This window comes from Pseudoxanthomonas sp. Root630 (genome assembly GCF_001427585.1).
Taxonomy (GTDB): domain Bacteria; phylum Pseudomonadota; class Gammaproteobacteria; order Xanthomonadales; family Xanthomonadaceae; genus Pseudoxanthomonas_A.
This window is the reverse complement of the sequence record NZ_LMGY01000015.1, coordinates 390,963-417,528: the sequence shown is the minus strand read 5'-3', so window position 1 is coordinate 417,528 and position 26,566 is coordinate 390,963. Positions and strand designations below refer to the sequence as shown.

At 68.3% G+C, this 26,566-nt stretch carries 20 protein-coding genes; 9 read left to right on the top strand and 11 right to left on the bottom strand.

All coding sequences use genetic code 11. The features are described from left to right. Positions 1 to 25: 25 nt before the first annotated feature. Both ASD72_RS12090 and ASD72_RS12085 read right to left on the bottom strand, forming a co-directional pair. Entirely contained in the window at positions 26 to 2,917 is a 2,892-nt protein-coding gene (locus ASD72_RS12090) for a TonB-dependent receptor (protein ID WP_056880178.1), read from the bottom strand. A 220-nt stretch (positions 2,918 to 3,137) separates the two neighbouring features. Next, positions 3,138 to 3,935, bottom strand: a complete 798-nt coding sequence (locus ASD72_RS12085; RefSeq protein WP_235578002.1) for a sulfite exporter TauE/SafE family protein — start codon at positions 3,933 to 3,935, stop codon at positions 3,138 to 3,140. 62 nt (positions 3,936 to 3,997) lie between these two features. On the opposite strand from ASD72_RS12085, the gene ASD72_RS12080 reads away from it, so the two are divergent. Together ASD72_RS12080 and ASD72_RS12075 are read left to right on the top strand one after the other, a co-directional pair. Continuing rightward, positions 3,998 to 5,974: a transglycosylase SLT domain-containing protein gene (locus tag ASD72_RS12080; protein WP_056880177.1), complete on the top strand. Its 1,977-nt coding sequence runs from the start codon at positions 3,998 to 4,000 to the stop codon at positions 5,972 to 5,974. A gap of 23 nt (positions 5,975 to 5,997) precedes the next feature. Then, a complete protein-coding gene (locus tag ASD72_RS12075; RefSeq protein WP_056880176.1) occupies positions 5,998 to 7,224 on the top strand; it encodes a multifunctional CCA addition/repair protein in 1,227 nt (408 codons plus the stop codon). Positions 7,225 to 7,241: 17 nt separating this feature from the next. On the opposite strand, the gene ASD72_RS12070 is transcribed toward ASD72_RS12075, so the two are convergent. From ASD72_RS12070 to ASD72_RS12060, 3 genes are read right to left on the bottom strand one after another with little or no spacing between them, the layout of a single operon-like run. After that, positions 7,242 to 7,886, bottom strand: a complete 645-nt coding sequence (locus ASD72_RS12070) for an MliC family protein (protein ID WP_056880175.1) — start codon at positions 7,884 to 7,886, stop codon at positions 7,242 to 7,244. A 55-nt stretch (positions 7,887 to 7,941) separates the two neighbouring features. Beyond that, positions 7,942 to 9,174 (bottom strand): HAMP domain-containing sensor histidine kinase, encoded by a 1,233-nt coding sequence (locus ASD72_RS12065; RefSeq protein WP_056880256.1) that lies wholly within the window; start codon positions 9,172 to 9,174, stop codon positions 7,942 to 7,944. A gap of 32 nt (positions 9,175 to 9,206) precedes the next feature. Continuing rightward, positions 9,207 to 9,899, bottom strand: coding sequence for a response regulator transcription factor (locus ASD72_RS12060; RefSeq protein ID WP_056880255.1), 693 nt, complete (start codon positions 9,897 to 9,899; stop codon positions 9,207 to 9,209). A gap of 137 nt (positions 9,900 to 10,036) precedes the next feature. On the opposite strand from ASD72_RS12060, the gene ASD72_RS12055 reads away from it, so the two are divergent. The 5 genes from ASD72_RS12055 (at position 10,037) to ASD72_RS12035 (ending at position 15,362) form a co-directional block, all read left to right on the top strand. Then, entirely contained in the window at positions 10,037 to 11,755 is a 1,719-nt protein-coding gene (locus ASD72_RS12055; protein WP_056880174.1) for a glycosyltransferase family 39 protein, read from the top strand. A 129-nt stretch (positions 11,756 to 11,884) separates the two neighbouring features. After that, entirely contained in the window at positions 11,885 to 12,604 is a 720-nt protein-coding gene (locus tag ASD72_RS12050; protein ID WP_081420309.1) for a phosphatase PAP2 family protein, read from the top strand. Beyond that, positions 12,601 to 14,268: a phosphoethanolamine--lipid A transferase gene (locus ASD72_RS12045; protein ID WP_081420308.1), complete on the top strand. Its 1,668-nt coding sequence runs from the start codon at positions 12,601 to 12,603 to the stop codon at positions 14,266 to 14,268. The genes ASD72_RS12050 and ASD72_RS12045 overlap by 4 nt, the downstream gene beginning before the upstream one ends. 24 nt (positions 14,269 to 14,292) lie before the next feature. Next, positions 14,293 to 15,027 carry a glycosyltransferase family 2 protein gene (locus tag ASD72_RS12040; protein WP_056880172.1) on the top strand — a complete coding sequence of 245 codons (735 nt, stop codon included), beginning with the start codon at positions 14,293 to 14,295 and terminating at the stop codon, positions 15,025 to 15,027. After that, positions 15,024 to 15,362, top strand: coding sequence for a lipid-A-disaccharide synthase N-terminal domain-containing protein (locus tag ASD72_RS12035; RefSeq protein ID WP_056880171.1), 339 nt, complete (start codon positions 15,024 to 15,026; stop codon positions 15,360 to 15,362). Before ASD72_RS12040 ends, ASD72_RS12035 begins: the two co-directional genes overlap by 4 nt. Here the strand turns inward: ASD72_RS12035 and ASD72_RS12030 are convergent, their stop codons facing one another. From ASD72_RS12030 to ASD72_RS12005, 6 genes are all read right to left on the bottom strand, one after another. Next, positions 15,363 to 16,433, bottom strand: coding sequence for a PQQ-dependent sugar dehydrogenase (locus ASD72_RS12030; protein ID WP_155944623.1), 1,071 nt, complete (start codon positions 16,431 to 16,433; stop codon positions 15,363 to 15,365). It abuts the gene before it with no gap. A 262-nt stretch (positions 16,434 to 16,695) separates the two neighbouring features. After that, positions 16,696 to 17,766, bottom strand: coding sequence for a heparan-alpha-glucosaminide N-acetyltransferase domain-containing protein (locus ASD72_RS12025; protein WP_056880170.1), 1,071 nt, complete (start codon positions 17,764 to 17,766; stop codon positions 16,696 to 16,698). A 10-nt stretch (positions 17,767 to 17,776) separates the two neighbouring features. Further along, the gene (gene nagA, locus ASD72_RS12020) at positions 17,777 to 18,922 is read right to left on the bottom strand and encodes an N-acetylglucosamine-6-phosphate deacetylase (RefSeq protein ID WP_056880169.1); all 1,146 of its coding nucleotides are present in this window, start codon (positions 18,920 to 18,922) and stop codon (positions 17,777 to 17,779) included. Further along, positions 18,919 to 19,956 carry an SIS domain-containing protein gene (locus ASD72_RS12015; protein ID WP_056880168.1) on the bottom strand — a complete coding sequence of 346 codons (1,038 nt, stop codon included), beginning with the start codon at positions 19,954 to 19,956 and terminating at the stop codon, positions 18,919 to 18,921. Before ASD72_RS12015 ends, nagA begins: the two co-directional genes overlap by 4 nt. Beyond that, positions 19,953 to 21,020, bottom strand: coding sequence for a LacI family DNA-binding transcriptional regulator (locus tag ASD72_RS12010; RefSeq protein WP_056880252.1), 1,068 nt, complete (start codon positions 21,018 to 21,020; stop codon positions 19,953 to 19,955). Before ASD72_RS12010 ends, ASD72_RS12015 begins: the two co-directional genes overlap by 4 nt. 11 nt (positions 21,021 to 21,031) lie before the next feature. Continuing rightward, a complete protein-coding gene (locus ASD72_RS12005; RefSeq protein ID WP_056880167.1) occupies positions 21,032 to 22,345 on the bottom strand; it encodes a sugar MFS transporter in 1,314 nt (437 codons plus the stop codon). Positions 22,346 to 22,725: 380 nt separating this feature from the next. Between ASD72_RS12005 and ASD72_RS12000 the strand changes: the two genes are divergently transcribed. Together ASD72_RS12000 and ASD72_RS11995 are read left to right on the top strand one after the other, a co-directional pair. Continuing rightward, complete coding sequence (locus ASD72_RS12000) at positions 22,726 to 23,757, top strand: glucokinase family protein (RefSeq protein ID WP_056880251.1); 1,032 nt, start codon at positions 22,726 to 22,728, stop codon at positions 23,755 to 23,757. 114 nt (positions 23,758 to 23,871) lie between these two features. Next, positions 23,872 to 26,562: a TonB-dependent receptor gene (locus ASD72_RS11995; RefSeq protein WP_056880166.1), complete on the top strand. Its 2,691-nt coding sequence runs from the start codon at positions 23,872 to 23,874 to the stop codon at positions 26,560 to 26,562. The last annotated feature ends 4 nt before the right edge of the window (positions 26,563 to 26,566 follow it).

Sequence of the window (26,566 nt, the reverse complement as noted above, 5' to 3'; positions counted from 1 at the left end):
TCCCGTTTTCATCCACCGCGGTCCGTCAGAAGCGGTAGTCGGCGCTCACGTACCAGAAAGCGCCTGGCAGGTCGTACGTACCGGCGTCGTAGCCGTTGAGCGAGCAGGTCACGCACACCGGCGGGTCCTTGCCGAACACGTTGTTCGCGCCCAGCGACAACTTCAGGCCAGCCAGCGCGAAGGCATCCTTCCAGCCGAACTGCACGTCGTTGTACGTCGTGGAGCCCAGCGTGTTGACGCCCTCGTCGTTGAGGCAACCGGGCACGGCGGAGATGACGGCGTTGCCGCAGTCTTCCTTGACCGCGCTGATGTAGCGCATGTTCCAGGTCGCGTCGAAATTGCCGCGCTTCCAGCCCAGCTGCAGGTTGCCCTGCCAACGCGGGATCGCGCTGTCGGAGACTTCCCAGCCCACCTGCCGCTGCGAACGGTTGCCGTCGATGTCGACCGCTTCGTAATTGAAGACGGTGGTGGCCTGCAGCGCCGCGCTCACCACGCCCCAGCCCCAGTCCGGGCTCGTCCAGTTGACCTTCACGTCCACGCCATCGGTCTCGATGGTGGCCAGGTTGTCCAGGAAGTTCTCGGGCGGGTTGAGGTTGCCGCTGCTGCCGCGGGTGAACGGCGAGCAGAGCGCCGCGTCCTGACCGCCGGCCGCGAGGCAGGCGTTGAGCAGGGCCTGGATGTCGCGCGGCGCGATCGCGTCGTCGATCTTGTGGTGGTAGTAGCTCAGCTCGAAATCCAGCTTGTCCGACCACGACAGGCCGTCCGCCCAGCCCGGGCTGTACACCACGCCGACCGTGTAGCTGTCGGACTTCTCGGGCGAGAGATCCGGATTGCCGCCGGTGAACGTGGTGATCTGCGTGTTGGCCTGCTCGAAGTTGTTCGGCACGCCCTGCGCCACGCACGCCGCCTCGAGGCCGGGCGAGATGCCGTCGGCGGTGTTCACCACCGGCGAGCCGGTCGGGCCGCATGGATCGACCAGCGTCGCGCCGAACTGGGTCAGGCCGTACAGCTCACCCAGGTTGGGCGCACGGAAGCCCTGCGAATACGTGCCGCGGAAGACCAGGTCCTCGATCGGCTGGAAGCGGAAGCCCAGCTTGCCCGTCGTCTCGCTGCCGAAGGTGGAGTAATCCGAGAAGCGCACCGCGGCGCTCAGGTCCAGCGATGCCAGCACCGGGAAGTTGAACTCGGTATAGACCTCGTTGACGTCGTAGTCGGCCGACACCGGCGCGGCGAACGAGTCCTGCGATTCGCCCGTCTGCCGCAGCGGATCCGGATTGAACTCGCCCTTGTAGCGGCGATGCTCCACGCCGGCCGCGAATTGCGCGGAACGGTCGCCGATGCCGAACAGATCGCCGGTCAGGTTGGCCGACGCGATGTCCAGCACCTGCTTGCTGCTGTCGATCTGGCGCGTGCGGATCCAGTCGATCATCTGCTGCGTCATCGGACGGCCCTGGCCGCCGAACAGGTCCAGCGGCACGCAGCCCGGTACCGCCGCGCAGACCGTCGGATCGCCCAGCGCCAGCGCGATGTTGGCCATGTTGTAGCCGTTGAGGAACACCTGCTCGGCCTTGTTCTCGGCATGCACGTAGTTGGCGTCCCAGCTGAAGCTGCGGTCGCCGATGTTGAACAGGCCATCGAGGCCGATGTTGAAGTAGGTGGTGTCGACGTCCTGGTTGAAGATGCGCGGGCCGACTTCCACCGGGCGCTTGGTGATCCAGCCGAAGTTCTGGCCCGGGATCAGGTCGATGCCGAACGGGTTGTACGGGTTGTCCGCCGAAATCATGATGGTGTCGGCGATGCCGCCGGTACCGGCGTACGGACCGACGAAGATCGGTTCCGGCGCGGCCTGGTTGGCCGACTGGCGGTTGTTGTAGAGCATCTTCGCGTGCAGGCGCACGTTGTCGGTCAGGTCGAAGTTGACCGAACCGAACATCGACTTGCGCTTGCTCGGCGTCAGCAGCAGGTTGTACGGCGCGAAGTTGAAGCGGTCCGCACCGGTGAAGTCGTGGTACGTGCCGGTCGAGGGATCGGCCGGATTCCAGACCGGCGTGGTGGTGCCGGTGTTGAGCGCGAGGTCGTAGAAGAACTCCTCACTGGCCGAGCAGGACCCGTAGCTGCCCGCCGGACGCGCCGGATCGCAGAAGGTGAAGCGGCCCTGCGGGATCGCCGAACTGCCCGCCGCCAGGCCGGCGCCGGGTTCCGGCCATGCGGACTGCTCCCAGTCGCCCGCGCTGATGCGCTTCTGCTCGTAGTAGCTCGCGGAGAACACGCCGTTGAAGCGCTCGCCACCGCCACCCAGCGTCAGCGAGGCCTCGGTGGTCTCGCCGCCGCGGCTGTACTCGCCGTAGTAGGTGTGGACTTCCGCACCGTCGAACTTCTTGCGGGTGATGATGTTCACCACGCCGGCGATGGCGTCCGAACCGTAGATGGCCGACGCGCCGTCTTCCAGCACTTCGATACGGTCGACGATGGCCAGCGGGATGGTGTTGAGGTCGGCGCTGCCGCTGACGCCCGACGCGGAGGATTCGTTGACCCAGCGGATGCCGTCGACCAGCACCAGCACGCGCTGCGAGCCCAGGTGGCGCAGGTCGACCTGCGCAGAGCCGGCGCCGATGCCGCCGCCGTCCGAGGGATAGCCGAAGTTGCCCGAGGAGTTGAACTTCGCGTTCAGCGCCTTGCCGCCCGCGGTGAGCTGCTGGAGGATTTCGCCGACGCTCTGCACGCCGGTCTGCTCGATCTTCTGGCGATCCAGCACGTAGACCGGCTGCGCGGTCACGGCATTGGACTGCTTGATGCGGCTGCCGGTCACGGTGACCGTATCGAGGGTGGTGGCCTCCTGGGCCACGGCCATCGCGGGAAAAGCACAAAGCACTGCAAGTTGAATGGCCGAAGCCAGTTTTTGGCGACGCGCTTTCATGGATTCTCTCTCCGGAAGGGGTTGAGCCGCACGGCCAAACGCCTAAAGCGACTCATCTCACGTTTTAAAGAATCGTTAAAAAGCTCACAACAGAAGAAAGTCACCGTTTTGAAGAAGGTAATCTTGATTTTGCTCGAGTAAATGCAATTACCCGAAGTTTCTACACACGATTATCACGATGATTAACAAGTAAACGGAACTACGTCGGCCCGTTGCTTGCTCAACCGCTGGCCAGGATCGCGATGCCCATGACGATCATGAAGGCGGCAAACACGCGCTTCAGTGCCTTGCCCCCGATGCGATGCGCGAGCCGCGTGCCCCAGGGCGCCGCCAGCACCGAGGCGATCGCCACACCGATGGCCGCAGGCAGATAGATGTACCCCACCGCATGCGCGGGCAACGCGCCCGGCGGCGCGTGCAGCGCGTAACCCGCCGCACTCGCGATTCCGATCGCCACGCCGCAGGCGCTCGACGTGCCCACGGCCCGCACCGGCTGCACGCCACGCCACACCAGCAGCGGCACCGTCATGCTGCCGCCGCCGATGCCGACCACGGCCGATACCGCGCCCACGACCGATCCTGCCGCACTCATCCAGGGCCCGCGCGGCGCGGGTACGCCACGCCCTTCCGGATGCGCATGCCCGCCCAGCACCATCTGCGCGCCGGCGATGAAGCAGTAGCCCGCGACGATCCAGCGCAACACGTTGTCGTCGAGGTACACGGCCAGGCCGCTGCCCAGCCAGCCACCGACCAACAACCCGGGCACCATCCACGCGACCGTCGGCCACAGCACGCTGCCGCGGCGATGGTGCGCATACGCGGACGAGGCCGCGGTCAGCACGATGCTCGCCAGCGAACTGGCCAGCGCGGCATGCATCGCCGCCTCCTTGGGCACGCCATGCAACGGCAGGATCCACGCGAGCGCACCGACCAGCACCAGGCCGCCACCGATCCCCAGCAATCCGGCCAATACGCCCGCCAGCACACCCAACAACGGAAACATCCACACACCGTCCACGCGTCCACTCCTCGCCTTGTCTGTCTACAGGGACGTTCAGCCGGCGCCCGTATAGTCCCCGGATGGTCCGTATTCCCCATTTCATCGTACTCGTTGCCGCCCTCGGCGCTGCCATCACGTCGCCCGCGCATGCGCAGGCGACCGATCCACAACGGCTCCAGGTGGCCGCCGCGCTGGAGGCCGCCGATGCCGGCAGGCTCGATCCCGCACAGTCGGCGGCCCTGGTGCGTCATCCGCTGTACGGCTGGATCGAGTTCGCCGCGTTGCGCCGCGATCCCGACACCATCACCACCACGCAGGCACAGGACTTCCTGCGGCGCTACGACGGGCAGGTCGTGGCCTCGCAGTTTCGATCGCTCTGGTTGGCCGCACTGGCGCGGCGCCAGGACTGGCCCACGTTCCTCGCGGCATGGAAACCCACCGACAGCCTCGCGCTGCAGTGCGCCCAGCTGGCGGCGCGCCAGGCCACCGGTCGCACCGATGCGTCCTGGACCGAGCAGGCGCAGGCGGTGTGGCGCAAGGGCGCGAAGTCGTTGCCCGATGGCTGCGACCCCGTCTTCACCGTGCTCGCCAGCCAGGGCGGACTGCCGCCTGCGCTGAGGTGGGAGCGGATCGAGGCCGCGGCTGCGGAGCGCCAGACCGGTGTGATGCGCGGCGCCGCACGCGGCCTGCCCGCCGACGAAGCTGCGCTGGCCAACGACTACGCCGCCTTCATCGATACCGTCCACGCGCGCGCGCTCACCTGGCCGAAGACCGACCGCAGCCGCCGGATGGCCGCGTACGGGCTGGCGAAGCTCGCACAGAATGATCCCGACACGGCCGAGCGCCTGCTGCCGCAGTACGCGGATGCGCTGGGCCTGGGCGAAGCCGAGCGCGGCCAGGTGCTGTACCAGATCGCGCTGTGGACGGTGGCCTCGTACGGTCCCGACTCCGCGCGTCGCCTGGGCAACGTGCCCGAGTCCGCGTACGACGAACGCCTCCACGAATGGCGTGTGCGCGAGGCGCTGTCGCGCGGCGACTGGCCCGCCGCCCTGGCGGCACTGCGGAAGATGCCGGCGTCGCAGCTTTCGGACTCGCGCTGGCGCTACTTCGAGGCGCGCATGGCGGAGAAGACCGGCGACAGCGCCACCGCGCAGCGCCTGTTCCGCGAGACGGCGGGCAGCCCCACCTTCCACGGCTTCCTCGCCGCGGACCGCGTCAACCAGCCGTATGCGCTGTGCGCGTGGATTCCGAACGATCCGGCAACGGCCAAGCAGGCCGTCGCGCGCGACCCCGCCATCGTGCGCGCGATGGCGCTGTGGCAGCTGGAACGACCGGGCTGGGCGACGGCGGAATGGAACGACGCGCTGTCGCGTTTCGACGACACCCAGCGGCGCATCGCGGTGGAAGTGGCGCGCGACAACGGCTGGTTCGACCGCGCGGTGTTCTCGCTGGGCAGCGTGCGCGGCGAGAGCCGGCCCGACGAGCAGCGGCTGTACGAACTGCGCTTCCCGCTGCACCACGGCGACACCATCCGGCGCGAGGCGGCCAGGCATGCGATCGATCCGGCCTGGGTCGCCGCCGAGATCCGCGCCGAGAGCATCTTCAATCCCAAGGCCCGCTCCGGCGCCAACGCGATGGGCCTGATGCAGGTGTTGCCCGGGACGGGCGCGGGCGTGGCGCAGCGGCTGGGCATTCCCTATGCCGGTGCATCCAGCCTGTACGACTCGGATACCAACATCGCGATCGGCACCGCCTACCTGCGCGAGATGGAGGACAAGTACGGCGTGCCCTATATCGCCATCGCCGCGTACAACGCCGGCCCCGCGCCGACCGCCCGCTGGCAGTCGCAGCGACCGGGCTTCGACCCCGACATCTGGATCGAGACCATCAGCTACAAGGAAACGCGCGAGTACGTGGCGCGCGTGCTCGCCTTCAGCGTGCTCTACGACTGGCGCCTCAACGGCAATGCGCTGCCGGTGACCGACCGGATGATGGGCCGCGTGCAGGCCAAGCGGAAAGCGTTCACCTGCCCCACCGCGCAGATGCCGAAGAGCTGAGCGCGGGCCGCTATCATGGCGGCATGAAGACCTATCTCGTCGGCGGCGCGGTACGCGACCGGTTGCTGGGCCTGCCGCCCGGCGATCGCGACTGGGTGGTCGTCGGCGCCAGCCAGGCGGAGATGGAAGCGCGGGGTTTCAAGGCCGTCGGCCGCGACTTCCCGGTGTTCCTGCATCCCGATACCGGCGAGGAGCATGCGCTGGCGCGCACCGAGCGCAAGAGTGGGCGCGGCTACCGGGGGTTCGTCGTCGATGCCGATCCATCGGTGACGCTGGAAGAAGACCTGCAGCGGCGCGACTTCACCCTCAATGCGATCGCGCAGGCCGACGACGGCACGCTCGTGGACCCCTACGGCGGCGCACGCGATGTCGAAGCCCGCGTGCTCCGCCACGTGGGCCCGGCCTTCGTCGAGGATCCGTTGCGCGTGCTGCGCGCGGCGCGCTTCATGGCGCGGTTCGCGCCGCTGGGTTTCTCCATCGCACCGGAAACGATGGCGCTGATGCGCACGATGGTCGACAGCGGTGAACTCGATGCGCTGGTGCCCGAACGCGTGTGGCAGGAACTGCGGCGCGCGCTGGGCTCGGCGCAGCCTTCGGCCTTCCTGTCCACGCTGCGCGATTGCGGCGCGCTGGCCGTGGTGCTGCCGGAAGTGGATGCGCTGTATGGCGTGCCACAGCGCGCGGAGTACCACCCCGAGGTGGATACCGGCCTGCACCAGCAGATGGTCAGCGACATGGCGGCGCGACTCGCGCCCGGCGACGCCCGGATCGGTTTCGCCGCCCTGGTGCATGACCTCGGCAAGGCGCTGACGCCGGCCGACGTGCTGCCCAAACACATCGGCCACGAGCATGCCGGCGTGAAGCCGGTGATGGCGCTGTGCGAGCGCTTGAAAGTGCCGGTCGACCACCGCGAGCTGGCGGTGATGGCCTGCCGCGAGCACCTCAACGTGCATCGGCTCGACGAGCTGCGCGATGCCACCGTCGTCGAACTGCTCACCCGTTGCGATGCGTTCCGGAGGCCGGAGCGCATTCCGTGGCTGGCTACCGTGTGCGAAGCCGACAAGCGCGGCCGCGGCGGCAACGAAGACGCCGACTATCCGCAGGGGCGCACGCTGGTGCGCCTGCACGAGGCGACGCTGCGCGTCAGCGCCCGGGACGTGGCACGCGACGGCATGAGCGGCCCGGAGATCGGCGAGGCCGTGCGCGAGGCGCGCGTGCAGGCGGTGCGGTCGGCGCGCCAGGCGGGCTGACCGGTACTCCGGCGCGATCACGGCATCGGCCGGCAACTCAGCTTGTCGCCGAAGAAGTCCACGCTGGCTTCGCCCTGGTGCTCCCAGTACTCCACACCGGCACGGCCGTACTTGGCGCCGCTGGCGGCCGGTTGCGGGAATACGATGGCGTCGTCATTGCCCCAGGCCATCACGGCCGCCTGCGGATCGATGTCGTGGTAGTACGTCATCGTGAAGGGCTTGGCGTTGTCGCTGCAGCGGTACTTCACGATCTTGGGCACAGCGGCGTCGGGCGCATGCATCGCCAGTTCGACCAGTCGCGTCTTGTAGGCCTCCAGCACGCAGGTGCGTGCGTCGCCGGCCTTCCAGCAGTCGTCGCGCCCCTTCGCCCACCCGCGCTGCACGGCGGGATCCGGCGCCGGCAATGCGGCATAACGTGCGGCCAGCGTGCGGTCCAGCGCGGCCAGCTCCGCGTCGCCGCAGACCTGCTTCTCCGCCGCGGATACCGCCTTCGCGCAGTCGAACGAGGGCGGCGCCATCGCCGGGGCGACGGCATCGGGGGCGGGCGGATCTGCATCGACGGCGGGAGAGGCCGCCGGCGGCGCAGCCTGCACGGGCGCTGGAGCCTCGCGCGCGCACGCGCCCAGCAGGAGGACGAGACTGCACAGCAGCACGGGCTTCATGGAGGTTCTCCTGCAGGCGGAGAGGGCATGCTAGTCCCCCTCGCGTGAAACCGGCTCAGCGGGAGAGGCGCAGCCGACTGATGGTGCCGCGGCCCGGCGCGGACTGGATGGACAACGTCCAGCCGAGGTGTTCGCACAGGCGTGCCAGCAGGTCCAGGCCGATGCCACCGCCCTCACGGCTGCCGCCGCGCGCCATCTGGGCGTAGATGCGGCTGATGTCTTCCGGCGTCATGCCGTGGCCGGGGTCCTCGAGCGTGACCGTGGCGTCGGCATCGAGCCGCACGTGGATCTCGCCGCGATCGCTGTTCTCGATGGCGTTGCGCAACAGGTTGCCGATGGCGGCCTGCACGATGTGCAGCGGCGCGGCCACGCTGCAGGGCGCCAGCGCATCGATGACGATCGTCAGGTCCTTGCCCTGCATCAGGTGCTGGTGGTCCTCGATGATGTCCGGCAGCAGCTCGTGCAACAGCACCACGTCGTTGTTGCGCGACAGGCGCGCAGGATCCTTCGCCAGCGTCAGCAGCAGCGCGATCATGCGCTCGACGTCGCGTGCGGTGCGATGGATCCGCTGCACCTGCTGGCGCGCGGGTCCCGGAAGGTCCGCCTGATCGAGGGCGAGTTCGCTCGCGCCGGCGATGATGGCGATGGGCGTACGGAGCTCGTGGCTGGTGGTGTCGATGAAGACGCGCTCGCGCTCGATGAAGGATTCGTGCCGGCGGAGATAGTCGTTCAGCGCACTGGCGATCACGACCAGTTCGGTGGTCGCTTTCTCCGACACGGCGATCCGCTGGCCCATGCGGTCGGGGGACAGCGCGCCGATGTCGGCGGCGAGTTGGGTCAGCGGGCGCAGCGAGCGCCGCAGGCCCCAGGCGACCGACAGGCCCATCAGCAGCACCAGCGTCACGGCCAGGCCGAACACGATCAGCGTGAGCGTGTCTTCCTGCGATTCCAGTTCGGTGATGTCCAGCACCAGCGTGTACTTCACGCCTTCGACGGTGCGCACGAGGACGAGCACCTCGCGGTCGCCCATCACCAGTTCGTCGTGGATGCCTTCCGGCAGGCCGACCACTTCGCGCGGCAGCGGTCGCGCGTCGGTGGAGGTGTACAGCTGCAGGTCGTCGGTATCGCTCCAGCGGTAGCGCGGATCGTCGGCGTTGCGCTGCAGGTGGTGCTCCAGTTCGGTCTTCAGCAGCGAATCCCAGACCAGCCGTTCGGCGATCTCGTTGACCAGGAACCCGTGCAGCATCACCGCCACGGTCAGCAGCAGGGCGTAACCGCCCAGCCACATCAGGATGTGCGAACGCAGGCTGCGCCGGGAGATCACGGCGTGCCCGCCTCGTGCGGCACGGCGATCCGGTAACCGGTGCGCGGCAAGGTCTGGATGAGCTTCACCGTGAACGGACCATCCACGCTGCGTCGCAACTCGTAGACATGGGAGCGCAGCATGTCGCCATCGGGGGGATGGTCGCCCCAGAGCGCGTGCTCCAGCTGCTGGCGGGTGACCGCGGCGGGACTGGCCTGCATCAGCGTCTCCAGCAGCTTGCGGCAGGCGGGATACAGGTGCAGCGGCTGGCCGGCACGGGTGGCTTCCAGCGTCGCGAGGTCCAGCTTCAGGTCGTGCACTTCCAGCACCTTGCGGCGCTGTCGGCCATGCACGCGCGCCATCAGCGCCTCCAGCCGCACTTCCAGTTCGGGCAGGGCGAAGGGCTTGGTCAGGTAATCGTCGGCCCCGGCGCGGAAGCCGGCGATCTTGTCCGGCAGTTCATCGCGCGCGGTCAGCATGATGACGGGCACGTCGGAGCCGTGCTCCTCGCGCAGCCGGCGCAGCACCTCCGGCCCCTCCAGCCGCGGCAGCATCCAGTCCAGCACGATGGCGTCGTAGACCTGGGTACTGGCCAGGTGCAGGCCGGTGATGCCGTCGGGCGCCGCGTCCAGCGTATGGCCGCGCGCCTCGAAGTAATCGAAGAGGTTCGCCACCAGGCTCCGGTTGTCTTCGATGACCAGCAGCCGCATCGGCAGGGACTCGTGCACGCGGGAAAGGGCCGGCAGCATCGCAGGCCGGATGTCGAAGCGCCGTCGGAGTTCCGACGATTCTCTTACGCTCCATGATCCACCATCATGCGCTCCGCTGCAGGCCACCGCGACCGCCGATGACCCCGATGCACCTCCGCAACGCCCCCCGTTGGCAGACCCCGCTGCTGCTCCTGCTGATGGTCTGGGCACTGCTGGCCGGGCTGGGCCTGCGCGAACCGATGCCGGCCGACGAGCCGCGCTTCGTGCTGGCGGCGCGCACGATGATCGAGACCGGGCAGTGGCTGTTCCCGCACCGGGGCATCGAGTTGTATGCGGAAAAGCCGCCCACCTTCATGTGGCTGCAGGCGGCGAGTTACTTGGTGGTGCGGAGCTGGCAGGTGGCGTTCCTGCTGCCCTCGCTGCTCGCCGCGCTGCTGACCCTGTGGCTGACGGGCGACCTGGCGCGGCGGTTGTGGGGCCGGCACACCATGCCGTACGCGGTGTTCGGGCTGTTCGTGTGCCTGCAGTTCGTCCTGCAGGCGAAGCGGGCGCAGATCGACATGGTGCTGGTGGGCATGACCACGCTGTCGCTGTGGGCCTTGCTGCGCTACCTGCTGGAGAAGCCGAACCCCTGGTTGCTCGCGCTGGGCACGTTCGCCGCGGGCCTGGGCACGGTGACCAAGGGCGTGGGCTTCCTGCCGCTGCTGGTGTTCCTGCCGTGGCTATGGGTACGGCTGAAGTCGCGGCAGACGCTGCCGCCGCATCGCGGCCTGCATGTCCTGGTCGGCGCGGCGGGATTCATCGCCGGCGCAGGGGTATGGCTGGTGCCGATGCTGTCGGTCGCGCTGACATCGGCCGACCCCGCGCTGTACACCTACGCGCGCGAGATGCTGTTCAAGCAGACCGGCACCCGTTACGCGAATGCCTGGCACCACGTGAAGCCGGCCTGGTACTACCTGCAGACGATGCTGACGCTGTGGCTGCCCGGCGTACTGCTCGCGCCCTGGCTGTTGCCGGCATGGTGGCGACGGCTGAAGCGCGTGGATGCGCGGCATGCGCTGCTGCTGGGCTGGGCGCTGCTGGTCCTGGTGTTCTTCAGCGCCAGCCCGGGCAAGCGCGAGGTCTACATCTTCCCGATGCTGCCGGCGCTGGCGGTGGCCGCCGCGCCGTTGCTGCCGGCCTTGCTGCGGCGGCGTGCGGTGCGCGCGACGTTGTGGTCCTACATGGCGGTGCTGGCACTGGTCGCGGGCGGCCTGGGTGGATGGTTGCTGACGGCGTCGCCTGCGCGCCTGCAGTCGCTGATCGAAGGCCGCGGCATGGACATGGCCACCGTCGCCCAGCTGGGCCGGTGGCTGGTGGGCTTCGCGGTGGTGGCCGCGGTGACGATGGTCGCCGTGGCGCGCGCTTCCAGACACCGCGTGGTGGTGGCACTGGTCACCGTGACCGCCGCCTTGTGGACGGCGTACGGCATGGGCTTCATGCCCGCGCTGAGCCCGGACAGTTCCGCGCGCGCGCTGATGCAGCGCGTGGGCCAGCGCATCGGGCCGGATGCGGAGCTGGCCATGCTGGGCTGGCGCGAACAGCACCTGTTGCAGGCGGACCGCCCGGTGACCGACTTCGGCTTCAAACAACCGTGGGTGGACCAATGGCAGCACGCACACGCGTGGTTGCTGGCATCGCCCGACCGCCGCTGGCTGTTCCTGCGCAAGGAGGCCATCGGCCCCTGCCTCGATCCCGCGAAGGTGATCGACATCGGCGCATCGAACCGGCGCGAATGGATCCTCGCGCCCGGCGATGCCTGGATCGCGGGCTGCGACGTACCCGCGGACTGGTCCGCCGACGTCAGCGAAGACTGAACCTCAAACAACGCTACGCGCACGCGAGAATCATTCGCGCGCGCTTTAACGGGCTTCCGACGGAAGTCCTACCGCGCTACGACATCGCGACCACCAGCATGCGCAGGCCCTTCTCCACGCCTGTCCTGCATGTCGGTTTCGCCATCCCTTGTCCTTCCTTCCCGTCGCAGCGATGTATCGCGGCTGTTCGTCGTCTCGATGGCATCGCTGCTGCTCGCCTGGTGGGCCGCGCGACAGATCGACCTGCATTGGGCGACGCGCTTGTTCCAGTGGGAGGGCGGCGCCTGGACGCTCAAGCGCAGCCTGTGGATGGAGACCGTCCTGCATCGCGGGGGCCGCCAACTCAGCCAGGCAGCGTGGGCGGGCCTGCTGGTCGCGACGCTGCTGCGCTGGCGTTCGCCCGACGCCACCTGGACGCGACCGGCGGCGCGCCTGTTGTTGGCCGTGTTCGCCTCCATCGCCTGCGTGGCCGCGCTCAAGGCGCTGACCCAGATGGATTGCCCGTGGGACCTCGTCGGCCTGGGCGGACACCGGCCCCATCTGGGACTGTTCGACGCGCGTCCCGCGTCATCGGGGCCTGCCGCATGCTTCCCTGCCGCGCATGCCGCCGGGGGTTACGCCTGGGTGGCGCTGTACTTCTTCTTCCTGCACACGGCGCCGCGCTGGCGCCATGCCGGGCTGGGCCTCGGCCTGGCGGCAGGCATCGTGTTCGGTCTCGCGCAGCAGCTGCGCGGTGCGCACTTCCTGTCCCACGACGTCGCCAGTCTCGCGGTCTGCTGGGCGGTGGCGTGCACCATCGAATGGCTCCATCAGCGTGGCGCGTGGACGACGGCGGAGACGCAGGCATGAACGCGGCGACCTTGCACGAGAACCCCCTCGTCCGCGCCTGGCACCGTGTGCGTCCCGTCGTACTGGCGCGGCCCTGGATAGGGACCGAGACGCTGATCCTCGTCGCCTGCCTGTACTTCAGCCTGTTCGCGAACGCCGTGTTCTGGCGCGCAGCGGTACCGCAACCGCTGGCGCAGTGGTCGTGGGCGCTTTCGCTGTTCCTCCTCGTGACCGCGGTGCATGGCGTGTGGCTGTCGTTGCTGGTGTGGCGCCGCACCGCGCGCATCGTGCTGTCGCTGCTCGTCGTCACCGCCGCGCTCGCGGGCCACTACATGGCGGCGTACGGCATCTACATCGACGCCGACATGGTGCGCAACGTGTTGCACACCGACTGGCGCGAAGCCAGCGAACTCGCCGGCGGCGACGCATTGCTGCCACTGCTCGCCGCACTGCCCGCGCTGGTGGTGATCTGGCGCGTGCGCCTGCGCGAACGCACCTGGACGCGCACGCTGGGCCTGCGTGCCGCACTGCTCGCCGGCATGGCCGCCATCGCACTGGCCGGCGTGCTGCCGGTCACGCAGCAGCTGACCGCGTTCCTGCGCAACCAGCGCGAGGTCCGCTACCTGGTCACGCCGGCCAACGTCCTGGTGTCGCTGGCGAAGGCGGTCAGCGAGGACCCGCCCGGACGGGCGCGGGTGCAGCTGCCGATCGGCGAAGACGCGGTGCAGTCCCCCGCGGCCACGATGCGCCGGCCGCGCCTGCTGGTGCTGGTGGTCGGTGAAACCGCGCGCGCCGCCAACTGGGGCCTCAACGGCTATGCGCGGCAGACCACGCCGGAGCTGGCCCAGCGGCGCGTGTTGAACTTCCCGCATGTCAGCGCCTGCGGCAGCAGCACCGAAGTCTCCCTGCCCTGCATGTTCTCCCCGTACGGCCGCGCGCACTACGACGAGAAGGCGATCCGTGGCCACCAGTCGGTGCTGCACGTGCTGCAGCGCGCCGGCGTGGCCACGCTCTGGCGCGACAACCAGTCCGGCTGCAAGGGCGTGTGCGCGGGCCTGCCGGTGGAAGACATGCACGCCCGCACGGACGCGGGCCTGTGCAACGGCAAACGGTGCCACGACGGCATCCTGCTGCAGGGCCTGGACGAGGCCGCGCGCCGCCAGGCCGGCGACCAGGTGATCGTCCTGCACATGCTGGGCAACCATGGCCCCACCTACTTCGAACGCTACCCGCCCGCGTTCAGGCGATTCACGCCGGTGTGCGAAACCTCCGACCTCGGCCGCTGCAGCCGGGAACAGATCGTGAACGCGTACGACAACGCACTCGGCTACACGGACCACGTGCTGGCCGGCGCCATCGACGACCTGGCGCGGCTGCCCGGTTACGACACCGCCCTGCTCTACGTGTCCGACCATGGCGAATCGCTGGGCGAGAAGGGGCTCTACCTGCACGGCATGCCGTACTCGATCGCCCCCCGTGAGCAGTTGGAGGTCCCGATGGTCGCCTGGTTCTCCGAGGGCTGGCGCGCATCGGCCGGGCTGGACGCCGGCTGCCTGCGCCGGGTGGCCGCCGCCCCGCACAGCCATGACGACCTGTTCCATACGCTGCTGGGGCTGGTCGATGTGCGGACCGCGCTGTACCAGCCGGACCACGACATTTTCCTGACCTGCCGGGCCGGACAATAATCCGTTGTTCCCGTGAGGTCTGCCATGACGGCCCTTTCCATCGTGATCCCGGTGTTCAACGAGCGCGGCAACATCGGCCCGCTCGTGCACGAAGTGGTGCAGCACCTGCGCGGGCGGGTGCCGTTCGATATCGTCTGCGTCGACGACCAGTCCGAAGACGACACGCGCGACGTCCTGACCGCTCTGAAGGCCGAGGTGCCCGAGCTGCGCGTGCTGGTGCACCACCGCCGCAGCGGGCAGAGCACGGCCATCCGCACCGGCGTGAAGCACGCGCTGTCGCCCTGGATCGCCACGCTCGACGGCGACGGCCAGAATGATCCGGCCGACATCCCCAAGCTGCTGGCCGCGCGCGACGAGGGCGATGCGCAGACCCGGCTGTACGCCGGCTGGCGCGTGGACCGCAAGGACACCGCCAGCAAGCGCTGGGCGTCGCGCTGGGCGAACGGGATCCGCCAGCGCCTGCTGCGCGACGACACGCCGGACACCGGCTGCGGCATCAAGCTGTTCGAACGCGCGACCTTCCTCGATCTGCCCTACTTCGACCACATGCACCGCTATCTGCCGGCGCTGATGCAGCGCGCGGGCTGGAAGACGGTCAGCGTGCCGGTCTCCCACCGGCCGCGCGGTTCGGGCCAGTCCAAGTACACCAACCTGGGACGCGCGCTGGTCGGCATCAAGGACCTGATGGGCGTGTCGTGGTTGATCCAGCGCAGCCGCGTCACCGCGGTCAGCGAAATCGGCACGGGGCGCAAACCATGAGCGTGATGAACCAGGAAATCGTCTGGCTCGGCTGGACCGGCCTGCACATGACGCCGTGGAAGCTGATCGGCCTCACCGGCGCGGCGATGTTCGGCGGCCGCTGGCTGGTGCAGTTCGTCGCCTCGCGACGCGCGCGCCGGCCGGTGATCCCGCGCGTGTTCTGGTACATGAGCCTGGTCGGCAGCCTGATGGCGCTGAGCTATTTCCTGTTCTCGTCCAAGCAGGATGCCGTGGGCGTGCTGCAGAACCTGCTGCCGGCCTTCACCGCGGCGTACAGCCTGTACCTGGACATCCGCCACACCCGCCAGCAGCGCGAAGCGGAAGGCGTCTCCTGATCAACTGCGGTTGGGCGTCAGTTTCAACAAGCGCCCGCCGCTGCCGTCCTCGAGCAGCCACAGCGCACCGTCCGGCCCCTGCTCCACTTCGCGGATGCGTTTTCCCATCGGATAACGACGTGCCTCGCGCGCCTGGGCCCCGTTGAACTCGATCTCGATCAACGCCTGCGAGGCCAGGCCACCGATGAACCCCTTGCCCCGGTACCACGGGAACAGGTTGCCCGAGTAGATGACGAAACCCGCCGGTGCGATCACCGGATTCCACCACGCCTCGGGCGCGTTGAAGTCCGGCCGTGTCGGATGGTCGGGGATCGGCGTGCCGTTGTAATGATCTCCATTGGAGACGATCGGCCAGCCGTAGTTGGTACCGCGCTCGATGAGGTTGAGCTCGTCGCCGCCCGCCGGGCCCATCTCGTGTGTCCACAGCTGTCCCGCGTTGTCGAACGCGATGCCCAGCAGGTTGCGGTGGCCCAGCGTCCACACCTGCGCGGCGATCCCGCCCTGCGCAGCGAATGGATTGTCGGTCGGTACGCTGCCGTCGTCGTTGAGGCGGATCAGCTTGCCGAGCGTCGACTGCAGGTCCTGCGCGGGCGTCATCGCCTGGCGGTCGCTGGACGTCACCCACAGCTTGCCGTCGGCACCGAAGGCGAGCCGATGGCCGTAGTGGGCATCGCCACTGACCTTGGGCATCTGCCGCCAGATCACCTGCAGGTTGGACAGGCTGCCGCCGTTTCCCGTGGCGTCCAGCGCCAGCGTCGCGCGGGCCACGGCCGCACCGCGGGTGCCACCGCTGCCGGCCTCGGCATAGCTGATGTAGACCAGCCGGTTGTCGACGAAGCGCGGATGCAGCAGCACGTCGCCGAAGCCGCCCTGCCCACCGTAGGCGACCGCCGGCACGCCGGTGACCTGGCCCACCTGGCCCGTGACCACGTTGGCCAGCCGCAGGGTGCCGCCTTTCTCGGTCACCAGCAGGCGCCCGTCGGGCAGGAACGTCATCGCCCACGGCTCGTTGAAGGTGGCGACCGGCGTGCTGGTGAAGGGCGGGTTGGGCACGGCGCGCGCAGGCGACATGCCGCCTGCGACGCGCTGCACACCCGGCAACGTCGCGGGCGCCTGGCCATGCGGTGCCAACGCGATTCCCCCGGCCGTCGTCGCCCTTGGTGTGGACGAGACCACGATGCGTGCGCCGTTCTCGTCGACCGTGGCGCGCTGGCAGGACGCCAGGCAGACCACACAGGCAAGCAGCAACGGCATCTTCATGCGGGCGCTCCGGCAGGGGTGATCGCCGTTGTACGCCGGCCGGCCGAAGAAAAGCGTGATGGCCGCCGGGCCTTCAGACCTTCAGGTACCAACCTCGCCGGTCCATCGCCCACACGACCAGCCACCACACGCCGACGAACGACAGCGCGAACGCCAATGACGGCACGTAGGGCCCGAAACGCGGCGCCATCCAGTCGGCGAAGCCGGTGCGGTACAGCGGTTCCATCCACCCCAACCCCAGCAACAGGTAGGTCATGACGGCCGCGCCCACGTAGGCGGCGATCGCATTGGCACCGAAACGCCGGCCCAGCGCAGGCCATCCCCGCCGGTCCACCGCCGCATGCGCGAGCGCCAGCGCCAGCAGGGCACAGCCGGCGGTGAACAGCGCATACGACGAGGTCCACAGCGCCTTGTTCAACGGAAACACGCTGCTCCATGCCAGGCCGATGGCCACGGCCGCCAGGCCGGCCAGCACCAGCGTGCGCAGCGCACCGCCCCGCAACCAGGCGCCGGCCCGCACGCCGAACAGCGTGGTGGCGATGGCAGGCAATGTGCTCAGCAGTCCTTCGGGATCCTGGCCGCGTGCGAGTACTGCATCCCATTGGTACAGCCATGGTGCGAACAGGGCCGTGTCCACCCGCGCAGGCAGATTCGTGTAGGCCGCATAGCCGGACGGCGCGAGCAGCGCCCAGTAGCCGAGCAGGATCGTGCCGATCAATGCCCACTGCAGGCGAGGCTTCACGTACAGCGCGATCAAGCCTGCGGCCGCGAAGCACAGGCCGATCCGCTGCAGCACGCCCCAGGGCCGGAAATGCGGACGGTCCAGCATCAGGTACGCCAACAGGTGCAGCGCCAGCCCCAGCGCGACGATCTTCGCGGCGCGCCACAGCAGCGCGCGCACCAGCACGCCCCGCGCAACGCCCGCCTCCGCACGCGGCACCACGCCCAGCGAGATCGAGACGCCGACGATGAAGAGGAAGAACGGAAACACCAGGTCGGTCGGCGTTACGCCATGCCATTCCGCATGCAGCAGCGGCACATAGACATGCGACCAGTCGCCCGGCGTGTTGACCAGCAGCATCGCGGCCACGGTCAGCCCGCGCAGCGCATCGACGGACGCGAACCGGGCCGGCGCGACGCTCATGCGCGCGGGATCAGGCGCCGCCGATCCACGTGCCGACGACCTGCAAGTCGGCATCCAGCGCCACCAGGTCGGCGCGGTAGCCGGGGGCGATGCGACCGTGCGTCCCGCCCAGGCCGAGGACGTCGGCGGGGTAGGTGGACGCCATCCGCGCCGCTTCGTCCAGCGGCAGGCCGAGCAGCCGCACGCAGTTGCGCACGGCGGTGACCATGTCCAGCGCCGAACCGGCCAACGCACCGGCGGCATTGCGCACCACGCCCTCGACCGCCGTGATGGTTTCGCCATACAGATCGAATGAAGGATCGTCCGAGCCGACCATCGGCATCGCGTCGGTCACCAGGACCACCTTGCCGCGCGGCTTGGCCGCCAGCGCGACGCGCAGGCTGGCCGGATGCACGTGCACGCCATCGACGATCACGCCGCACCAGCAGCCATCGTCTTCCAGCGCCGCACCCACGGCACCCGGCTCGCGGCCCTGCAGGGGCGACATCGCGTTGTAGAGATGGGTGAAGCCCGACACGCCCGCGTCGATGCCGGTGCGGATCTGTTCGTAACTGCCGGCCGTGTGTCCGGCGACGACGATCGCGCCGCGCGCCACCATCGCGCGGATGGTGTCGGCAGGCACCTGCTCGGGCGCCAGGGTCAGCAGGGTCACGCCGTTGTCGAGCGACGTCGCCATCGCGACTTCGTCCGCACCGGGCACGCGGAACTTCGCCGCATCGTGCGTGCCCTTGCGTGCAGGTGCGATGTACGGGCCTTCCAGGTGGATGCCGAGCACGCCCGGCACGCCCTGCGCGATGGCGTCGCGCGTCGCCGCGATCGCGCGCGCCATCACCCCGGCATCGTCGCTGATCAGCGTCGGCAGCAGGCCGGTCGTGCCGAAGCGCCGGTGCGCCTGCGCGATCGTGCGGATCGCGTCCACGCTCGTGTCGTTGTTGAACAGCGCACCGCCGCCGCCATTGACCTGCGCATCGATGAAGCCGGGCAGCAGCGTGGCGCCACGAAGATCGCGGCGGACGGCATCTGCGGGAAGGGCGTCCTCGGCGACGAGATCGGCGATGCGGCCGTCCTGCATCAGCACGGCCAGGCCCTCGACGAAGCCGTCCGGCGTCAGCACGCGGGCGTTGCACAGGGCAGTGGCGGCGCTCATCGCGTTCATACCGTCTCGGTGACCTTGTTGAGGTGCGGCGGCACATCCGGATTGTGGCCGCGGCGCAGCGCGAGCGCATTGATCGCGCGATAGAAGCTCTGGATGGTCAGCAGCGGTGCGCAAGCCGGATGCGGCGCCTCCACCAGCGGCAGATCGCCCTGGCGCGATGCGACCCACACCTGTGCGCCCCGGCCGCGGAATTCCTGCGCCAGCGCCAGCGTGCCGGCTTCGGTTTCGTCCGGCTGGGCGAAGCAGAGCACCGGGAATCCCGGACCCACCAGCGCCATCGGCCCATGCTTCACTTCCGCCGAGCTGTAGGCCTCGGCATGCAGGCCGCAGGTTTCCTTGAACTTCAGCGCGGCTTCCTGCGCGGCGGCGAGGCCCAGGCCACGGCCCAGCACGAACAGGTTGTGCGCGCCCACCAGCCCATCGGTGAGCGGCGACCAGTCGGCCTGCCACGCGCGCCGCAGTGCGTCGGGCAACGCTTCCGTCGCCGCATGCAATGGCGCTTCATCCTTCCAGTACGCGGCCAGCTGCAGGATCGCCGCAAGCGACCCCAGGTAACTCTTGGTCGCCGCCACGCTGCGCTCCGGTCCGGCGCGCAGCGGCAGCACGGTGTCGGCGAGTTGCGCCAGCGGCGAGTCTTCCACGTTCACCAGCGCCACCACGCGCGCGCCCGCGTCCTTGGCCGCGCTCGCGTTGCGCAACAGGTCCGGGCTCTTGCCCGACTGCGAGATCACCACGTACAGCGCATCGGCCAACCGCTGCTTCGCTTCGTATACCGAACCCACCGACGGCGACGCCGACGCGGTGACCACGCCCAGCTGCGTCTCGAACAGGTATTTCGCGTAGGTCGCCGCATGATCCGAGCTGCCGCGCGCGCAGGTCACGACGAACGGGGGCGGATTGCGCCGCAGATCCTCCGCCAGCGTTTTCACGGTGGCGGCGTTGCGGGCGAACTGGTCGGCGACGATGTCGGCGGTCTGGGCCGCCTCCTGGTGCATCAGGGTGTCGGAAGGAGCGGGCAGCGGCGTGTCGGTCATGGCGAGAGCGGTTCGGGTCGGTCCGCGCGCGGCCGGACCGGCGCGGTGGAACCGCGCACCACCAGTTGCGGCACGAAGCCCTGGTTGTGCACGGCGGTGGGATGGTCGTCGTAGGCGTCCTGGCGCAGGCCGGCGATCAGCAGGCGCGCGGCCTGCTTGGCGATGTCCTGCGTGGCCTGCTTGGCCGTGGTCAGCGGCGGCCACGACTGCTTGGAGAACGGGCTGTCCTCGAAACCGGCGATGGAGAGGTCATAGGGCACGTTCATGCCAGCCGACTTCGCCGCCGCCAGCACACCGGCGGCGATCTCATCGTTGGAACCGAAGATCGCGGTGGGCGGTTCGCGCAGCGCGAGCAGGCGGCGCGCGCCACGGAAGCCATCGTCGAAGGTGTAGTCGCCCGGCACGACGAGATGCTTGTCGAGGGTGATGCCGTAGTCCTTCAACGCTTTCTCGTAACCGGCATAGCGTTCGGTACTCGACCGGTGCGCCAGTCCGCCCCACAGGAAGCCGATGCGCTGGTGGCCGAGCTGGATCAGGTGTTCGGTGATCTCGTAGGCGGCGTCGCGGTCGTCGACGTAGACGCACGGCAGGCCGTCTTCCGGATCTTCGGTGGCCGCGATGATGCGCACCAGCTTCACCCCGCGCGCGGCCAGCGCCGTCACCAGGTCGGCGCGTTCGGACATCGGCGCGGTCAGCACCAGGCCGGCCAGGCGCGAGCGCTGGACGAATTCGACCAATTCCTCCGCCAGCAACGGCGAGGTGGAATCCACCGGGTGGATCTGCAGGCCGAAGCCGGTCTCCTTGCAGGCGGCCAGCACGCCGTTCTGCACGCCGATGATGTGGTACGGATTGGGATTGTCGTACACCAGCCCGATCACGAACGGCGTGCCGCTGCGCAGGTTGCGCGCGGACTGGTCCGGTTCGTAGTCGAGTTCGGCGATGGCATGCAGCACGCGCGCGCGCGTGCCCTGCAGCACCGACGGTTCGTTGTTGATGACCCGGGACACGGTCTTCAGCGAGACCTTCGCGCGTTCGGCGACGTCCTTGATGGTGGGTCGGCGCATGGGCGTTTCCGTCATGGAGGCGAGTCCGCCATGATGCCGCGTTCCGGGACGGCCGTCGCCGGCCGCGCCCGGCCCACCCGGTGCCCGGCCAGCGCGTAGTACAGGATGTACAGGTACCCCGGCACGGCGAGCCCGGCGAACACGAGCTGGAAGTCGTAGTGCTGCTTCAGCACGGCGAACAGCTGCGGCACGATCGCCCCGCCGGCGATGCCCATGATCAGCAGGGCCGATCCGGTCTCGGTATGCCGGCCCAGACCCTTGATCGCCAGCGGGAAGATCGCCGGCCACATCATCGCGTTGGCGAAGCCCAACGCAGCGACGAAGCCGACCGACACGTAGCCGTGCGTCAGCAGCGCGCCAAGCGCGAACAACACGCCCAGGGTCGCGGAGATGGCCAGGTAGCGTTCCTGCGAGACGAAGCGCGGAATCAACGCCAGGCCGACGAGGTACCCGGCCAGCATCGCGAACAGCGTGCAGGTGGTGAACAGCTTGGTCTGGTCCAGCGGCAGGCCGAAACCCCTTCCATACGTCCCGATCGCATCGCCCGCCAGCACCTCCACCCCCACGTAGAGGAACAGGCACAGCACGCCGAGCCACAGATGCGGGAATTGCGACAGCCCGCGTTCGCCATCGGCATCGGCCAATGGCGCGGCGTTGACCTCCGATGGCTTCACCTCCGGCAACGGCGAGAACAGGATGCCGATGGCGACCACCACCAGGATGCCGGCCATCACCAGGTACGGCAGATGGATCTTCGCCGCGAACGCGTCCAGCAGCACCGCCCTGGCGACGGGATCGGCCGCCTCGACCTGTGCGGCGAGATCGCCCACGCCGTGCAACACCAGCGTGCCGATCACGATCGGCGCCAGCATGCCGGCGATCTTGTTGCAGATGCCCATCAGCGCAATGCGCTGGGCAGCGCTTTCGATGGGGCCGAGGATGCTGACGTACGGGTTCACCGCCGTCTGCAGCAACGCCAGGCCGCCGCCGATCACGAACAGGCCGGCCAATGCGCCGGGATACCAGCGCTGGGTGGAGAACTCACCGAACATCGCCGCGCCCACCGCCATCACGAACAGGCTGGCGGCCAGCCCCTTCTTCATGCCGGTGCGCTTGAGCAACGCCGCCGCGGGCAAGGCGAGGAAGAAGTACGACAGGTAGAACACCATCAGCACCAGGAAGGCGTTGACCTCATCGAGCTCGAACGCGAGCTGCACGAACGTGATCAACGGCCCATTGATCCAGGTGAAGAACCCGATGATGAAGAACAGCACGCCGACGATGGCGAGCGAGCGGAACGGGCTGGAACCGGCAGCGGTGGTCATGGAATCCCCTTGATCTGGGGTGCCGCGCGATGCACGACACCGGGAACAACGTTGTCAGAGCTTTCAGACGAACGGTGAGAAAGCAGGCCATGCGGGCCGGGTCCTGGCGCCCTCCATGGGTGCACTGACATCGTGCATTGCAGCATCAAGTCCCATCGGACTTCCCCTGTTTTCGCCTTTCGATTCAATCATTAACGCCATTCCTGCCGACAATTGAATGCTGAATACGGTGATTGTTGCCGATTCCGCATATTCCCATGCGGGCTAGACGGCTATTTCATGACAGAGTCTTGACAACGTTGTCAAACAGTTTCCACACTCCGGCCATATCGGGATGACGGGGTCCCGGCCGCGAACATGTGGGGAGACGTGTGGTCGCCATCGCCAATCCATTGCCGACAGATGCCAGCCGCGGGGCGCGCGACGCCTTCATCGCGGCGGATGTCGGCGGCACGCATGTCCGCATCGGCCTGGTGCGCGGCAGCGGCGACGCCGGCATGCCGGTCCACGTGCTGGAGTACCGCAAGTACGCCTGCGCCGACCATGCCGGCCTGGGCGACATCGTCCAGGACTTCCTGCACCACCTGGGCCTCGACCACGGGCGGGTGACGCGCGGCGTGATCGCCAGCGCCGGCTATGCGCTGGAAGACGGCACCGTCATCACCAACAACCTGCCCTGGCGCCTGTCGCTGGCGGACCTGCGCACGCAACTCGGCTTCGACGACGTCCGCCTGGTCAACGACTTCGAAGCGGTCGCGCATGCCGCCGCGCAGGTGGACGCCAGCCAGGTGCTGCAGCTCACCGGCCCGGCCATCGCACCGACCCGCGGCCCCACGCTGATCCTTGGCCCGGGCACCGGCCTGGGCGCAGCGGTGTGGATCCCGGTCGGCGCGCGCGCCGTGGTGCTGGCCACCGAAGCCGGCCAGGCCGCGCTGACCGCCGGCAACGCGCTCGAGATGGCGCTGCTGGCCGAGATGCTGAAGACCCGCACGCACGTGCCGGTCGAACAGGCGCTGTCCGGTCCCGGCCTGCTGAACCTGCACGCCGCGTTGTGCGCCGTCCGCGGCGCAGCGCCGTCGGGCTATACGCATCCGGGCCAGGTCACGGCCGCCGCGCTGTCGGGCGAGGACCCGCTGGCGCGCGAAAGCCTCGATGTGTTCTGCGGCCTGCTCGGCAGCGTCGTCGGCGACATGGCCCTGCTGTACGGCGTGCAGGGCGGCGTGTACCTCGCCGGCGGGATCCTGCCGAAGATCCGCGAATTTCTGATCCAGAGCAGTTTCGTTACGCGATTCCTCAACAAGGGATCGATGCGCGAGGCGCTCGAACGCATCCCCGTGAAGCTGGTGGAACACGGGCAGCTGGGGGTGGTGGGTGCCGCCAAGTGGTACCTGGAGCAACACCAGGACGATTGAAATGGAAGCGTCGGGACAGGCGTGGCGTCGATTGCAGTAAAGGCTTCAAGCACGGCGGAGCAAGCGCGAGCAAGACCTGCCGAAACTCAAACAATGAATGATGGGAGAGACATCATGAATTACCGCAGATCCATCCTTTCCGCCGCCATCGTGACCTGTCTGGGTGTGGCGGTGCAGGCGCAGGCGCAGGACGCTCAACCGGCCGAAACCAAGGCGACCGACCTAGATACCGTGGTGGTCACCGGCATCCGTGGCAGCATCGAGAAGGCCCTCGACGCGAAGCGCGACGCTACGACACATGTCGAAGTCGTCACCGCGGAAGACATCGGCAAGCTGCCGGCCAAGAACGTGGCCGACACCCTGCGCCAGCTGCCTGGCGTCAACATCGCCTCCTCGAGCGCGAGCGAAGGCGGCTTCGATGAAGCCGACCGCGTCAGCCTGCGCGGCACCAACCCCAGCCTCACGCAGACCCTGGTCAACGGCCACACCATCGGCACCGGCGACTGGTTCGTGCTCAGCCAGGTGGGCAACGTCGGCCGCAGCGTGAGCTATTCGCTGTACCCGTCCGAGATCGTCGACCGCGTCGTGGTGCACAAGACGTCGGAAGCGAAGCTGGTGGAGGGCGGCACGGCCGGTTCGGTGAACATCATCACCCGCCGTCCACTGCAGTTCGCGGAGCCGCTCACGATCCAGGGCTCCATCGGCGCCGTGCATTCCGACCTGCCGGGCGATACCAAGCCGCAGCTCGATGCGCTGCTGAACTGGCGCAACGACGAAGGCACCGCCGGCTTGCTGGTACAGGTCTTCAATGAAGAGCGAAGCCTGCGCCGTGACGGCCAGGAAGTGGTGGGTGGCTACGGCACCATCACCTCGACCAACCCCGAACTGAATGGCGTGCTGTACCCCAACCTGCTCGGCGCCGCCTTGTTCGAGCAGGTGCGCAAGCGCCAGGGTGGTGTAGCCAACATCGAAGCCAAGGTCACCGACAACCTGACCTTGAACGTGAACGCGTTCTACTCGCGGCTGAAGGCGGACAACTACAACCGCAACTACATGATGTGGGCCAGCCAGTTCGTCAATTCGCAGACGCCGACCAGCTACACCGTCCAGAACGGCGTGCTGACCAGCGCCACCTACGCGCCGGTCACGTCCGGTACGGTCACGCCCTACGGCGTGTACGACATGATCTCCCGCCCGGGCGCGGTCTCGACATCGAAGTACATCGCGCTCGACGCCGAATGGAATGCCAGCGATGCGCTGAAGTTCGTGTTCCAACTCGGCTCCACCAAGGGCAACGGCAGCAGCCCCACCCAGGACGTGCTGGAAACCGGCGTCGCCGGCAACGCAGGCGCGAGCTGGAGCATGAATGGCGTGGGCAGCCCGATCGACTGGTCGCTGGGCGGCACCAACACGGCCGCCAACCACCTGCCGCAGAACGGCTGGATCTTCGGCGCGCAGGGCATCGACGTGCTCGACAAGGAAGACTGGGCGTCGGCGGACGGCCAGTTCTTCTTCCAGTCCGACGTCCTGTCCTCGCTGGACTTCGGCTATCGCTTCGCGACGCACGAGCGCAGCAACGACTTCTCGCTCGCCCAGGGCCCGAACTGGGCCAGCAACTGGACCGACATCAACGCCTATCCGGCGGCGGGCGGCGCGTACCCGGGCGACTTCGGCGTTGGCGGTAACGTCCCGTCGGGCATCTGGTACTACACGCCTGCGCAGCTGGCGGAACTCAATGCCCGCTTCGCCAACCGCAACAATCCCGAGCGCTTCTACTTCTCGGACGTGTACGGCGTAGAAGAAGACATCAACGCGGTGTATGCCCAGTTGAACTTCCAGGGTGATCGCTGGAGCGGTAATGCCGGCCTGCGCTATGTGCAGACGGAGACGGACGTGAGCTACAACCAGGCGCTTGCGGTCAACTCCGGCATTCCGGGTGCGATCACGGGCTCCGCGTTCGGCGACTACCTGCCGGTCGTGGTGAACAACGACTACAACGAACTGCTGCCCAGCGTGAACTTCAAGTTCGAGCTGACCGACACCCTGGTGGCACGCGTGTCGGGCAGCAAGACCATGACCCGCCCGGACTTCTCCGCGCTGGCCGGTTCGTTGACGCTCAACGATCTGACCCACGAAGGCAGCGGCGGCAACCCGAACCTCGATCCGCTCGTATCGACCAACTTCGATGCTTCGCTGGAATGGTACTTCGCGCCGCGCGCGCTGTTGGCCGCCAGCGTGTTTTCGATGGACATGGACGGGTACGTCGATTTCGGTAACGTCATCGTCCAGTACAAGGACCAGCAGGCCAGCCAGGCTGCCGGCACGGACGTCTACAGCGACTACCTGGTGTCGATCCCGGTCAACTCGAACGGCAAGGCCCGTGGCGTGGAACTGACCTACGAGCAGCCGATCGGCGAGAACTTCGGCATCAACGCCAACTACACCTACGTGGATGGCGAGGCCGACGGTGGCAAGCCGCTCAACGGTACCTCCGAGAACACCTACAACCTGTCGGGCTGGTACGAGAACGATCGCTTCAACGCCCGCGTGAACTACAGCTACCGCAGCTCGTTCTACGCCGGCGTCAGCCGCGCCGACAACTTCTACCAGGATGACTTCGCCACCGTGTCGGCCTCGCTGGGCTTCAAGGCCACCGACTGGCTGACGATCAGCCTGGACGGCCTGAACCTCAACAACCCGAAGCTGAAGTACTACACGGAGAACGATGCGGTGCCGGGTTACCTGCCGCATGCGTTCTACAGCAACGGTCGCCAGTACTACCTGAACTTCCGCTTCAAGTTCTGATCGC